This is a genomic window from Empedobacter sp. UBA7611 (assembly GCF_002484365.1).
Taxonomy (GTDB): domain Bacteria; phylum Bacteroidota; class Bacteroidia; order Flavobacteriales; family Weeksellaceae; genus Empedobacter; species Empedobacter falsenii_B.
The window spans coordinates 74186-87891 of sequence record NZ_DLJR01000046.1 but is presented as its reverse complement, the minus strand read 5'-3'; the positions used below and the strand labels follow the sequence as shown (position 1 = coordinate 87891).

Annotated in this window: 17 protein-coding genes; 9 read left to right on the top strand and 8 right to left on the bottom strand. The window is 31.1% G+C overall.

Going from position 1 to position 13706, the window contains the following annotated elements:
• From fumC to B3R94_RS08055, 3 genes are all read left to right on the top strand, one after another.
• A partial coding sequence (fumC, locus tag B3R94_RS08065; RefSeq protein ID WP_291099987.1) for a class II fumarate hydratase occupies positions 1-1338 on the top strand: 1338 nt, incomplete at its 5' end.
• A 128-nt stretch (positions 1339-1466) separates the two neighbouring features.
• Entirely contained in the window at positions 1467-1901 is a 435-nt protein-coding gene (locus tag B3R94_RS08060; RefSeq protein WP_221854470.1) for an antitoxin Xre/MbcA/ParS toxin-binding domain-containing protein, read from the top strand.
• Between the two features lie 2 nt (positions 1902-1903).
• The gene (locus B3R94_RS08055) at positions 1904-2356 is read left to right on the top strand and encodes an RES family NAD+ phosphorylase (RefSeq protein WP_291099984.1); all 453 of its coding nucleotides are present in this window, start codon (positions 1904-1906) and stop codon (positions 2354-2356) included.
• 58 nt (positions 2357-2414) lie between these two features.
• Here B3R94_RS08055 and B3R94_RS08050 read toward each other — a convergent pair whose 3' ends face one another.
• From B3R94_RS08050 to B3R94_RS14265, 3 genes are all read right to left on the bottom strand, one after another.
• Complete coding sequence (locus tag B3R94_RS08050; protein WP_291099981.1) at positions 2415-4817, bottom strand: heavy metal translocating P-type ATPase; 2403 nt, start codon at positions 4815-4817, stop codon at positions 2415-2417.
• 85 nt (positions 4818-4902) lie between these two features.
• The gene (locus tag B3R94_RS08045) at positions 4903-5208 is read right to left on the bottom strand and encodes an ATP-binding protein (protein WP_291099978.1); all 306 of its coding nucleotides are present in this window, start codon (positions 5206-5208) and stop codon (positions 4903-4905) included.
• A gap of 186 nt (positions 5209-5394) precedes the next feature.
• Positions 5395-5505, bottom strand: coding sequence for a sigma 54-interacting transcriptional regulator (locus B3R94_RS14265; RefSeq protein ID WP_409450473.1), 111 nt, complete (start codon positions 5503-5505; stop codon positions 5395-5397).
• On the opposite strand from B3R94_RS14265, the gene B3R94_RS08035 reads away from it, so the two are divergent.
• The gene (locus tag B3R94_RS08035) at positions 5504-5665 is read left to right on the top strand and encodes a hypothetical protein (protein ID WP_291074459.1); all 162 of its coding nucleotides are present in this window, start codon (positions 5504-5506) and stop codon (positions 5663-5665) included. The two genes, B3R94_RS14265 and B3R94_RS08035, sit on opposite strands and share 2 nt — an antisense overlap.
• 48 nt (positions 5666-5713) lie before the next feature.
• Positions 5714-5998, top strand: coding sequence for an NUDIX domain-containing protein (locus B3R94_RS08030; RefSeq protein WP_291074488.1), 285 nt, complete (start codon positions 5714-5716; stop codon positions 5996-5998).
• Positions 5999-6342: 344 nt separating this feature from the next.
• Here B3R94_RS08030 and ffh read toward each other — a convergent pair whose 3' ends face one another.
• Positions 6343-7704 carry a signal recognition particle protein gene (gene ffh, locus B3R94_RS08025; RefSeq protein WP_280035688.1) on the bottom strand — a complete coding sequence of 454 codons (1362 nt, stop codon included), beginning with the start codon at positions 7702-7704 and terminating at the stop codon, positions 6343-6345.
• A gap of 116 nt (positions 7705-7820) precedes the next feature.
• Here ffh and B3R94_RS08020 point away from each other — a divergent pair, with 116 nt between their 5' ends.
• Entirely contained in the window at positions 7821-8183 is a 363-nt protein-coding gene (locus tag B3R94_RS08020; protein ID WP_291099975.1) for a hypothetical protein, read from the top strand.
• A gap of 57 nt (positions 8184-8240) precedes the next feature.
• On the opposite strand, the gene hemB is transcribed toward B3R94_RS08020, so the two are convergent.
• Positions 8241-9236, bottom strand: coding sequence for a porphobilinogen synthase (hemB, locus tag B3R94_RS08015; protein ID WP_038334133.1), 996 nt, complete (start codon positions 9234-9236; stop codon positions 8241-8243).
• Between the two features lie 252 nt (positions 9237-9488).
• Here hemB and trmD point away from each other — a divergent pair, with 252 nt between their 5' ends.
• Positions 9489-10175 (top strand): tRNA (guanosine(37)-N1)-methyltransferase TrmD, encoded by a 687-nt coding sequence (trmD, locus tag B3R94_RS08010; RefSeq protein ID WP_291074451.1) that lies wholly within the window; start codon positions 9489-9491, stop codon positions 10173-10175.
• Positions 10176-10217: 42 nt separating this feature from the next.
• On the opposite strand, the gene B3R94_RS08005 is transcribed toward trmD, so the two are convergent.
• The 3 genes from B3R94_RS08005 to B3R94_RS07995 form a co-directional block, all read right to left on the bottom strand.
• Positions 10218-11003, bottom strand: a complete 786-nt coding sequence (locus B3R94_RS08005) for an alpha/beta fold hydrolase (RefSeq protein ID WP_038335810.1) — start codon at positions 11001-11003, stop codon at positions 10218-10220.
• Between the two features lie 75 nt (positions 11004-11078).
• Positions 11079-11780 (bottom strand): peptide deformylase, encoded by a 702-nt coding sequence (def, locus tag B3R94_RS08000; protein WP_291099971.1) that lies wholly within the window; start codon positions 11778-11780, stop codon positions 11079-11081.
• Positions 11777-12190 carry a DoxX family protein gene (locus B3R94_RS07995; protein WP_180904370.1) on the bottom strand — a complete coding sequence of 138 codons (414 nt, stop codon included), beginning with the start codon at positions 12188-12190 and terminating at the stop codon, positions 11777-11779. Before B3R94_RS07995 ends, def begins: the two co-directional genes overlap by 4 nt.
• Positions 12191-12314: 124 nt before the next feature.
• On the opposite strand from B3R94_RS07995, the gene B3R94_RS07990 reads away from it, so the two are divergent.
• The gene (locus B3R94_RS07990; RefSeq protein WP_291099968.1) at positions 12315-13130 is read left to right on the top strand and encodes a hypothetical protein; all 816 of its coding nucleotides are present in this window, start codon (positions 12315-12317) and stop codon (positions 13128-13130) included.
• A gap of 96 nt (positions 13131-13226) precedes the next feature.
• Positions 13227-13655, top strand: coding sequence for a hypothetical protein (locus tag B3R94_RS07985; protein WP_115000237.1), 429 nt, complete (start codon positions 13227-13229; stop codon positions 13653-13655).
• Positions 13656-13706 lie beyond the last annotated feature (51 nt).

Genomic DNA, 13706 nt, shown 5'->3' with positions numbered 1-13706 from the left:
TGGGGTGCTCAAACAGAACGTTCTCGTAACAACTTTAAAATTGGTCCTGCGGCTTCTATGCCTCACGAAATTGTAGAAGGTTTCGCTTATCTTAAGAAAGCTGCTGCTTATGCAAATGCTGAATTAGGTGTTTTACCAGTTGAAAAACGTGATGCTATTGCTGCTGTATGTGACGAAATTTTAGCAGGAAAATTAGATGATCAATTTCCTTTAGTAATTTGGCAAACAGGTTCAGGAACTCAATCTAATATGAATGTGAATGAAGTTGTTGCTAATCGTGCGCAAGTTTTAGCTGGATTCAAAATTGGAGAAGGTGAACCAGTTCTTAAAGCGAATGACGACGTTAACAAATCTCAATCTTCTAATGATACTTTCCCAACAGGTATGCACATTGCTGCTTACAAAGCAGTTGTTGAAGTAACAATTCCAGGTGTTGAGCAATTACGTGACACATTAGCTAAGAAAGCAGAAGAGTTTAAATCTGTTGTAAAAATTGGTCGTACACACTTAATGGATGCAACTCCATTAACTTTAGGTCAAGAGATTTCTGGATATGTAGCGCAATTAAACCACGGTTTAAAAGCTTTAAGAAATACATTAGAGCATTTATCTGAAGTTGCTTTAGGTGGAACTGCTGTAGGTACAGGTCTTAACACGCCAGAAGGATACGATGTTTTAGTTGCTAAATACATTGCTGAATTTACAGGTCATCCATTTGTAACAGCAGAAAATAAGTTCGAAGCATTAGCTGCTCACGATGCAATCGTAGAAACTCACGGAGCTTTGAAACAATTAGCTGTTTCATTAAACAAAATTGCAAATGACGTTCGTATGTTAGCTTCTGGACCTCGTTCAGGTATTGGAGAAATTATCATTCCAGAAAACGAACCAGGATCTTCTATCATGCCAGGTAAAGTAAATCCAACTCAATGTGAGGCATTAACAATGGTTGCAGCTCAAGTTATGGGTAACGATGTTGCAATTACAATTGGAGGAACTCAAGGTCATTATGAATTGAATGTTTTCAAACCAGTTATGGCTGCAAACTTCTTACAATCTGCACGTTTATTAGGAGATGCTTGTGTGTCTTTTGATGAGCATTGTGCGCAAGGTATTGAGCCAAATTATGCTCGTATCAAAGAATTAGTTGATAATTCATTAATGTTAGTTACAGCACTTAATACGAAAATTGGTTACTACAAAGCTGCTGAAATTGCTCAAACAGCTCACAAAAATAACTCAACGTTAAAAGAAACTGCAATCGCATTAGGGTATGTAACTGCTGAAGAATTTGACGAATGGGTAAAACCAGAAGATATGGTTGGTTCTTTGAAATAAGAAATTTTAAATCATTATATAAGAAGAGGTTGCCTAAGCAGCCTCTTTTTTTGTTAAATTTATTTAAATTTGAGAAAAAGTTCCTTTATTAAGTGGAAAAATTGTAACTTTAATAAAAGTTTAGAATTATGGCAACTGTTAAACTAAAAAAATACGAACAAATCATAAATGAAATCCCTGAAGTAAGAGATTTTACGAGTGTTTATTTTTACGTAAATCGTTATAATATTGATCAAAAATACATTCAATATCTTGATGAATTATCAACGTTAAAAGACGAAATAATCTCAAGTTGGTTAAATATCACAACGCGTACATACAGAAATTATAAAACGAAAGATGTTTCTCTAAAAGATAATACAAAAGAGCATATTGTTTTATTGATTTCTTTATACAAACACGGTATGGAGGTTTTCAATACAAAAGATGATTTCGAGAAATGGTTAACGACGCCTAATGTTTTGTTAGATAAAAAATCGCCAGCAGATTTTCTTGATACAGTTTCAGGTCTGAAATTTATCGATAATCGTTTGACTGCGATAGAATACGGAGAAAACGTCTAACAATGTTAGTTTACAATATTCGTAAAGCGAAATATTCAAAATCATTACAAGCTTCTGGAGTCGCGAACAGATGGAATAAAAATGATGAATTTGTTATTTATACAGGAAGTTCTCGTGCGCTCTCAACCTTAGAATTGGTGGTGCATCGAAGTTCTATTAGCATTGATAATTCGTACAAACTATTAGTGATAGAAATTGATTGTGAAGAAGATGAAATTTATGAAATTAAAAAGTCTAAATTACCTAGGAATTGGCAATCTGTAGAGGCTTATCCCGAGTTACAAGAGATTGGTTCTGCTTGGTATCAGGATTTTAAATATTTGGTTATCAAAGTTCCATCGTCAATCATTCCAAAAGAATATAATTATTTAATCAATACAAAACATCCTGATTTTTCTTCAAAGGTTAAAATCAAAGAATTAGAAGATTATAATTGGGATGATCGTTTGTTATAAAACACAAAAAAATCGACTAAATATTTAGCCGATTTTTTTATGAATATTTTAAAGTTTTTTAAATCTTTTTATACTTTAACAATAAACTATTTGTTACAACACTTACACTACTCAAAGCCATTGCAGCACCAGCAATCATAGGATCTAACAAAAATCCATTAATTGGATAAAGTACTCCAGCAGCGATTGGAATTCCGATTACATTGTAAATAAATGCCCAGAATAAATTTTGATGAATTGTTTTGACTGTTTGTGTTGAAAGATTAATCGCATGATCGATTTTTGTCAAATCTCCTCCAATCAATGTAACTTCTGCCACATCAATCGCTATATCAGAACCATTTCCCATCGCAATCGAAACATCTGCTTGAGCCAACGCTGCACTATCATTAATTCCATCACCAACCATTGCGACAACTTTTCCTTTTTGTTGCAAATCTTTGATAATATTCATTTTATCATTTGGTAAAGCATTTGCGACAACTTGATCAATTCCGACTTGTTTTGCAATTGCATTTGCCGAAAATTCATTGTCACCAGTTACCATCCAAACTTCAATTCCTTTTTCGTGAAAAGCATTAATAGCTTCAACAGAAGTAGCTTTTATTTCATCAGAAATTCCAATTAATCCCAAAACTTTTTCATCATTTCCAAAGAAAGAAGTGGTATAATTTTTAGTCGTAAAATCTTGAATAGCTTCTTCAATCTTTTCATCAATCTGAATATTTAATTCAGTTATCCAACTTGTTTTTCCTACATAATAAACGTTATTTAAAATATTAGCTTTCAAACCTTTTCCAGATATATCTTCAATTTTTAGTTCAGGTAAAATATCTTGCTTACCAATATGTTCTGTAATCGCTTTTGCTAAAGGATGTTGCGAATTATTTTCGATTGTGTAAAGTATATTTTTAGCAGAATCATCAAACCAAATCAATTCTTGAACTTTTGGTTTTCCTTCGGTAATTGTTCCTGTTTTATCTAAAATAATGGTATCAATTTTTTTAGATAGTTCTAAACTTTCGGCATTTTTGATTAAAATTCCTTGCTCAGCACCTTTTCCCATTCCAACCATAATCGCTGTTGGGGTAGCTAAACCAAGCGCACAGGGACAAGCTATAACAAGCACAGTAATCATCGATAAAAGAGCCATTGTAAAGGCATTTTCTTGACCTAAAACTAACCAAGTAATAAACGTTAGAATTGCAATAATAATCACAATTGGAACAAAAACACCTGCAATTTTATCTACCAATTGTTGAACTGGAGCTTTACTTCCTTGCGCATTTTTTACTGATTGAATAATTTGAGCCAAAAGCGTATCATTCCCAACTTTCAACGCTTTATATTGAATAGGAGAGTTTTGATTTAAAGTTCCTGAAAAAACATTCGCATCAATTCCTTTTTCTACCGGAATTGGCTCTCCTGTCAATGAACTTTCATCGATAAAAGATTCTCCCGAAACAATAATTCCATCAACCGCAATTTTATCTCCAGGTTTTGCAACAATCAAATCGCCAATTTGTACATCTTCAATCTTCACTTCAACCTGATTTCCATCTTTCACAACCAACACAGTATTAGGTTGTAAACCGATTAATTTCTTGATCGCTTCGGAAGTATTTCCTTTCGCACGTTCTTCCATCAATTTACCAATCAAGATAAAAACGATGATTAAACCAGCAGCCTCGAAATAAGGATGCGCGTGTAAACCTTTGCTGTGCCAATATTCTGGAAATAATGTATTGAAAACGCTAAAAAGATAGGCTACACTAGTACTCAAAGCAACCAAAGTATCCATATTAGCCGATTTATTTTTCAATTGTTTCCAAGCACCGACGAAAAATTGTTGTCCAAAAATAAAAAGAATTGGCGTAGAAAGTGCCCACATAATGTAATTTCCGTAAGGCATATCCATAAAAAACATTCCGATAATAAATAAAGGAACTCCAAATATTAGCGCCCAAATCACTTTATTTTTCAGCGTTTTATATTTTTCTTCGTGAAGTTGTTCTATTTCTTCATCTTGATTTTTAGACTCATCAATCACCAAATCATAGCCAACTTCTACTAAAGCATTTTTCAAATTTTCTGGAGAAACAAGAGTAGGAATGTACTCGATTTTTCCCATTCCATTTCCGTAATTCACCTCCGCATTTACAACGCCCAACTGACGATTAAGATTCGCTTGAGAACTACTCGCACACGAAGCACACGTCATATTGAGAACGGGATATGATTTTTCGACAGAATCTATTTTGAAGTTATTTTGCTTTAAAGTTTCATAGATTTTAGGGGAAACTTTCCATAATTTTTTTGCCGAAACATTAATCGTTTTAGCGTTTAAATTCACAGTATATTCATCAAGATTTTCTGTTTCAGAAAGTAATTTATTGATTAATTCAACATCTTTTTCTGAATTCAAATTGATAATCGGTATAGTAAGTGTTTGTGCATTCATAACAGTAATTTTATAGGACAAATTTCCAAAGATTTTGGCGAGAAAGTATTATATAATTAGAGGTTAAAGTTACACTTTTTACCAATTACTTTAAGATGATATTAAAACGTTTTACGCCATCATTTTGTTGATAATACAAATAACCTTTGTGCGCTTCTATAATATTTTTGGAAAGTGTCAAACCAATTCCTGCGCCGTCTTTTCGTGTTGTATAAAAAGGTAAAAATATTTTGGAAATGATTTCTTCATCAATCAATTGTCCAGAATCTTGAATAATAATTTGCAATCGATTATCGGTTTGTTTCGATGAAATTTCAAATGATTTAATTTCTGCATTTTCTAATGAATAAATCGCATTTTTGATTAAGTTAATCAAAACTTGTTCAAACAAAATTCGATCAATTTCAACTTCAATATTTTGTGGAATTAAATTCTGAAATACAATAATCTACAATTTTATTTCGTTCTATTTCATTCAAATTATTTAAATTATCAGTAATTTTTTGAGGAATAAATTTTGTGAAACTTCAAGATTCGCATTCGTAGCAACAATTATACGAACATCAACTTTTCTTGGTTAACTTTCTCCCAAACGAATAATTTCTTTATTCTGTATGACTTGTAAAAGTTTTGCTTGCAAATGATTTGGTAAATTTCCAATTTTATCTAAAAAAAATGTTCCATTTATGGGAATTGATTTTGGTTTTTTGGATATGATGAAAATTCAATTGAAAGAAGGAAGAGATTTAAATTTAATGATTTCCTCCGATACAATTTCGAATGTATTAATAAATGAAACCGAAAAAAAAAATTTTGGAGAAACGTTATTACGTCAAAGATTATGTTAAATAGAAAATGATTAAATTTATACAAAGATAAAAAGAAGTGTATAAAGAATATTTAACTCCAATTTCCATAAAAGGAATAATCGAAATGAATGGGAATTACCTGGAGGAAGTTTAGAACCAAATGAATTGCCAGAAGAAACTCTTGAACGTGAAATTTATGAAGAATTAAATATAAAGTGTAAAGTTTCAAAAATTGTTGATTCTTGGGCTTTTGGGGTTATTCCAATTAAAACTGTATTTATTGTTACATATTTAATTGATGTAAATAGTATTCGGTACAATGTTATAATAAGTAAAGAACATTCAAATTTTGGATTATTTAATTTTGGATAATTAGAACATATGGATATTCCGATAGGATATCTAAATTCTATAAAAATATCTAAATAGGAGATTGTTTAAATCCTTACTTAACATAATAAAGATTATTAACATTAATATTTCATAGAAATAATAATGTTATAATATATATTATGTTAAATTGAATAAACTTATACCACTAACTTATATTTAATGTTGCGTTTAAATATTTTTCATTAAATTTATAATTAACAAATTGAACCAATCCTATGTTGATGGTTCAAATGGTTCAAACTTAACGTTTACGAAACAAAAATAAAATCTATAAAAAAAACCTCCAAATTATTGGAGGTTTTTAGCTATATAAATAATTGTGATTACATTTTTGGCATTCCTGGGAATCCACCTGCAGGCATATTTTTATACATTGTTTCCATCATCTTTTTACCATTTGAAGAATTCATAAATTTCATCATTTTTCCCATTTCAGAGAATTGTTTCAATAATTGATTCACTTCTTGTAAAGATGTTCCAGAACCAGCTGCAATTCTTTTCTTACGAGAATTATCGATAATATTTGGATTTTGACGCTCTTTTTTTGTCATTGAGTGAATAATCGCTTCAACACCTTTAAAAGCATTGTCATCAATATCTACATCTTTTAATGCTTTTCCAGCACCAGGAATCATTCCGACCAAATCTTTCATATTACCCATACGTTTGATTTGCTGAATTTGTTTTAAGAAATCATCAAAATCGAAGCTATTTTTTGCAATTTTCTTTTGCAAACGTTTTGCTTCTTCTTCGTCAAATTGCTCTTGAGCACGCTCTACTAACGAAACAACGTCACCCATTCCCAAAATACGATCAGCCATACGTTCTGGATAGAAAACATCTAAAGCTTCCATTTTCTCACCAGTAGAAATAAATTTGATTGGCTTATCAACAACAGTTCTAATCGTTAAAGCAGCTCCACCACGTGTATCACCGTCTAATTTTGTTAAAACAACTCCATTATAATTTAACACTTCATTGAAGGCTTTTGCAGTATTCACAGCATCTTGACCTGTCATAGAATCTACAACAAATAAAGTTTCGGTTGGATTAACTGTTTGGTGAACGCGACGAATTTCATCCATCATTTGTTCATCAATTGCCAAACGACCAGCTGTATCGACAATAATTACATTATTTCCGTTTTGTTTTGCTTGTGCAATCGCTGATTGAGCAATTTCTACAGGATTTTTGTTTTCTAAATCAGCATAAACATCCACACCAATTTGCTCTCCTAAAACTTGCAACTGATTGATGGCAGCTGGACGATAAACGTCACCAGCAACTAATAATACTTTTTTGTTTTTCTTAGTTTTTAGGAAATTAGCTAATTTACCAGAAAAAGTTGTTTTACCAGAACCCTGTAAACCAGCAATCAAAATAATTGTCGGATTATCGTCTACTTTCAGTTCAGTAACCTCACCTCCCATTAATTTTGCTAATTCATCATGAACAATTTTTACCATTAATTGTCCAGGATTAAGCGACGTAATTACGTTTTCACCTAAAGCCTTTTCTTTTACCGTATTTGTAAAATCTTTTGCAACTTTATAACTAACATCGGCATCAACAAGGGCTCTACGCACCTCTTTTACGGTTTCTGCAACGTTAATTTCTGTAATTTGTCCTTTTCCTTTTAAGGTATGTAATGCTTTATCTAATTTATCCTGAAGATTTTGAAACATTTTGAGTCAATTTTAGGACACAAATATAAAAAAATTATACCGAATAATATAAAATCACACAACAAGGGTTTTAATTAGGTTATAATGATTAACTTGCGTGCTCAAATTTTGGTTGAATGAAAAAAGGTTTAATACTATTTTTATTCTTTGTTACTGGGGTGGTTTTCAGTCAAACAAAGAATAATCAAACTTATTATTTTTTTTCCATCGCTTATGGACAAGATAATGAGGTTTATGTAACAGATGTTTATGAAGCAAGCATCGATAACAAAGATATCTATGGCAAACTGGCAGATAGATATACAAAGTTTCAGAATTATTTATTAAAAAATGGAACGATTGGTTCTTTAAAAGAAATTCAAACGGGTTACGAAAAGAATTATCAGAAAAAAGAACAAGCGGAAGCTGAACAAAAATATTTTCTATCTACATTAGAAAAACAACAATTTACAGCGAAAATGGTTAATTATTCGCTTTAAAACATAAAAAATCCACTTCAAACGAAGTGGATTTTTTTATTTCTTTTTTGAACTGATTTATTGATCATTCAATAATCTTGCAGCTTCTTTTGCAAAATAAGTTGAAATTAGGTCTGCTCCTGCTCTTTTGAAACAAGTTAAAGATTCTAAAATAACTTTATCATTATCTAACCAACCTTTTTCTACAGCAGCTTTTATCATTGCGTATTCACCTGAAACTTGATAAACAGAAACCGGAACTTGTAAATTATCTTTCACTAATTTCACAATATCTAGATAAGCCATCCCTGGTTTTACCATCAAAATATCTGCACCTTCTTCTACATCTGCAATTGCTTCACGCAGCGCTTCTTGCGAATTATGGTAATCCATTTGATAGGTTTTTTTATCTTTCGGAATTTCTTGAGAATCAACTGGTGCAGAATCTAAAGCAGTACGGAAAGGTCCATAAAAAGATGAAGCATATTTCGCAGCATACGTCATAATTCCTACATTATGAAAACCGTTTTCCTCCAACGCAGCACGCATCGCTCCTATTCGACCATCCATCATATCAGAAGGCGCAACAAAATCGGCACCAGCTTCTGCATGAGACAACGTCATTTTTACCAAAGCATCAACTGTTTCATCATTAATAACTTCCCCATTTTTGATGATTCCGTCGTGACCATAAATTGAATATGGATCTAAGGCAACATCAGGCATTACAATCATTTCTGGAACAGCATCTTTAATTGCTTTGATTGTATTTTGCATCAATCCGTTTGGATTCCAAGCCTCTTTACCTGTGTTATCTTTTAAGTTATCACTAACTTTACAATATATGTTAACTGATTTTATACCTAAATCCCAAATTTCTTTTACTTCTTTTACAGTATTGTCAAGAGATTGGCGGTAAATACCTGGCATTGCAGCAATTTCTTCCTTTACACCTTCTCCTTCAGCCATAAAAATTGGTAAAATAAAATCGTTTGGTGACAAATGATTTTCGCGAATCATACTACGAATTGATTCGTTTTTGCGTAGTCGTCTATGTCTGTTATATAAAAACATTTTATTAAAATTTTAGACAAATTTACTCGATTTCATTTGAATAAGGCTAATGAATAATATCAATTATATTTATTAATTTTAAAAGAAAATCAATCATTTGAATAATCAGTTAAAATATTTGTCATTCATCATATTATTTGGATTAATTTCTTGTGGGATCACAAGAAGAATTTATAAATTCAGTTAAAACAATCAAATTCAAAAAATAAATTTAAACTTGCGCAAACGTAGCTAAACAAATATCTTTGCAGCATGCGAATAGATATTATCACTGTTTTACCCGAATTATTAGTTAGTCCATTTTCTGCCTCGATTATGAAACGTGCGCAAGACAAAGGTTTAGCTGAAATTCATGTTCACGATTTGAGAGATTTTGGAAAAGGACGTTATCGTCATGTAGATGATTATCCGTACGGAGGAACTTCTGGAATGGTGATTATGTGCGAACCTTTGGACAAAATAATTTCGAAATTGAAAGATGAACGCGCGTATGATGAAATTATTTATTTGACGCCAGATGGAGAAACGTTGAATCAAACAATTGCGAATGATTTGTCGTTGAAAGGAAATCTTATGATGATTTGTGGACATTACAAGGGAATCGATCAACGTATTCGAGATATGTATGTGACAAGAGAAATTTCGATTGGCGATTATGTACTTTCTGGTGGAGAATTTGGCGCAATTATTTTGGCTGATTCTATTATTCGATTGTTACCTGGCGTAATTGGAGATGAGACTTCTGCCCTTTCAGATTCGTTTCAAGATGATTTGTTAGCGCCACCAATTTATACACGTCCAGCCGAATATAAAGGCCTTAAAGTTCCAGATGTTTTACTTTCAGGTAACTTTCCTAAAATTGAAGAATGGTTGCATGAAAAAGCTGTTGAACATACAAAAGAACGTCGCCCAGATTTATTAGAAAAAAGATCAAAATAAATAGAAAAAGCTTCAGAAATTCTGAAGCTTTTTTAGTATTTACTATTTAATTCGATGAATATATTCAATTACTTTATCGTTAAAAATTTGTGGTTGATCGACATTCACGACATGTCCACAATCTTCGATAACAATCAATTCTGAATGTTTGGTATGTGCTTTTATTAATTCCTGAATCGAAGGCAAAAACATATGATCTTCAGCACCCATCACATATAAAGTCGGAATATTCAATTCAACTTTTCGAAACCATTTTAGCAATGGATTGACATCCGCAGTAAGTTTGAACCATTTCAAAAATTCTTTTTGATACAATTTTTTCGCTTCATTGATAAATAATAACCTTGATTCTTTGTGCGTATTTTTTGGCATGATAGCGAAAGCAAAAATTCGATACAAGATCAAATAAGGCAACATATGTTTGAACGTATTTCCAACATTAATCAAAAATTGACATTGAAAATTAATTTTCATAATTGCGCCTCCCATCACCATTGATTTGAATCGCTCCGAATAATCTTCTGCTAATTGTCGAATCACAATCGTTCCCAAAGACATCCCAACAAAATGTGTTTTATCAATATTTAAATGATCTAAAACATCAATGACATCTTTTGAAACTGATTTGAAAGTATAACGTTTTTCAAAAAGTGCTTTCAAGTTTTTCTTAGAACGTCCGTGTCCTCTCAAATCCATTAACAAAACATTAAAATGTTTGCGAAATTCACGCAATTGCTTGAACCAAATCGTAGAACTTCCTCCTGCTCCATGAACAAAAGTCACCCATTCTGTACTCGTTGGATGATTATATGTAGTGTATGCTAACAATTTTCTAAATAAGTTTTTGCAAAATTAAACTAAAAACTATGCCAAGCATAATAATTTCTACGTTTTAAGAAATTTTTAATCTTCATCATCGTCGTCATCTATAAAAGAACCTGCCTTTTTCAAGTAAAAAACATCGTTCATTACTTCAGCTTTCACATAATTTAGCTTTTCTTGCTCTTTCATTCGATCTGTAAATAACGTTCCTGTTAAATGATCGTATTCGTGCTGAAAAATAACCGCTGTAAAACCTTCAACTGTTTCATCATGAAAATTTCCATCCAAATCATAATATGCCAATCGAAGAACCAAGCTTCTATACACTTTTCCGAAAATATCAGGAATAGACAAACAACCTTCGCGACCGTGACGAACAATGTCCGAATACCACGTGATTTTTGGATTGATAATAAACTCAAAAGGTTCGCCTTCTTTGTCAAAACGTTGCACCCAAACCGCGTTGCGATTAATTCCAATTTGTGGAGCTGCAATACCAACACCTTTACTTGCCTCGTCTTGAACCGTTGCATACATACGATCGGCCAATAATTTGATTAATGGATCTTTTGGATCAATATCAATAGAAGTTGATTTTAAGATTTTTGTATCTGCATCCGAAGTTGTTAATAAAACACGAAAAGGATCATAGGATTTCTTTTCTTTTATTAATGTTAATTCTGCCTTTGCTAATGGCGTATAAACAATGTTTTTCATATTTTTTGATTGAGCAAATAATGCAGAAGAACAAATCAATAAACTATAGGTTAATGTTTTTATCATTTTTTAAGTATCAATTTGTCTAAAGAATATTTTCCTGCGCCTGATAAAAATATAACTAAATAATTGATTAAGTAGAATAATCCCAATTCTTTTTTACCAAAATCATGATCTGCATGCACGATAAATACAGCAACTAACATTGTAATGATTAGTGGAATTACCGCCAAACGAGTAAATAATCCGACCAAAACTAAAAAAGCACAAAGTATTTCCGCAAAAACAGTTAAACCTAAAGAAATTTCTGGTCCAAGTCCAATTGGATCTCCAAATTCGAAATTTCCATTGATTAATTTTTGCAATTTTCCGAATCCGTGTGTAAACATAAATCCACCAGCAGCTAAACGTACTAATAACAATGATAAATCGATAAATGCTGGTTGATTTCCTAAAAGTTTAAATTTTGTGCTCATTTTTTTATTTTTTTTTCAAATATAAGTTCTAGTTTTTACGTTCACCTTTAAATAGATCAAGAAATCTACATTTTTGGATTAATTTTGGTTAATCTTTCTATTCAAGAATAAAAAAATACAACATATGTTAAAAAACATTGCTTTAATTACGATATTATTTTCAGGATTTGCATTTGCTCAAAAATCTGAATTACAGCAAAATGATGTTTTAGGAAATCCAACTTTTATTGAAGAATCGATGCAAAAAGCACGTATTCGCATGAAGTTTATCGAAGGTTACGAAACCGAATATTACACAAAATCAACGTATAATAAAGATGGAAATCCAACAAAATGTGATTATTTTGATGAAGCTGGAAATAAAACTTTTGCTGAAACATTTAATTATAATGAATCGAATAAATTGATTTCGAGAGAAATGAAAAACAATGACGAAAGTTTAGTTTTCAATTTTGATTACGAATATACAACAGATGGTTATATCGTGACGAAAAGCGAAAATGATGTCAATGTTTCTAAAACGGAATATAAATTAGATCAAAATCAGAATGTAACTTACGAAAGAGAAACTAATTTATTGGAAGATTCGGATGTTTTTATCGAGAAAACGTTTCAATATCAAAATGGATTTTTAGTCAAAACATTGGTGAAATATAATCAAGGAACTTATACGTTGAATTATAAAAATGACGCAAAAGGCAATCCAATAGAGGAAACTTATGTAGACAAAGACAATAAACAAGTCAATAAATATGTTCGAAAATTTGATGAAAACAATAATATTATCGAAGAAACAGTGCTTGATGAAACAGGAAAAGTAAAGAATATTTCGACGATTAAATATCAATATGATAATCACAAAAATTGGACAAAACGCACACAATACGCCAAAGATATCGATCAACCAATTTCAAATACAACAAGAACAGTACGTTACTAAAAATACAAGAGCCAAGCTAATTTGGCTCTTTTTTATTTGATTATTTAACTAAATGTCATTAAATTTATTCAAATCAATCATTTAACTTCATCTATTATGATCAATAATGTGCAAGAATTTAATCGACTTTTTCAGTTATACCAAAAAGATAATCGTTTCAATTTGTACATAAATGATTATCCTAAAAACGAATTTTTATTTCAATTTTATTCAGATGAAATTGAAGATTTGAATATAGAATATGTTGATTCTACTTCAAATTCTATCAAGAAAATACATAATTATCGCTCAAAATTAAGTGATTTTTTTCAGCCCGAAGAGCTTCCAACATTAGAGATTAAATCAATTTCTGGTTATTTTAGTCATTTTGATTTTTATTTTATGACCAATGAAAAAACCTTTGTATTTAATTATATTCATCGCGATTTTTTATCTCAACTAATTGATATTCTTCTTGCTGAATTAGATTGTAATTTTATCAGCCGATTAAAGACTGAACTTTTAATCAATTTAGAATATGATTAATTTTTTTGTTAAACTTTTTTCAGCGACATTGTTTGACTTTTAAAAGAATTC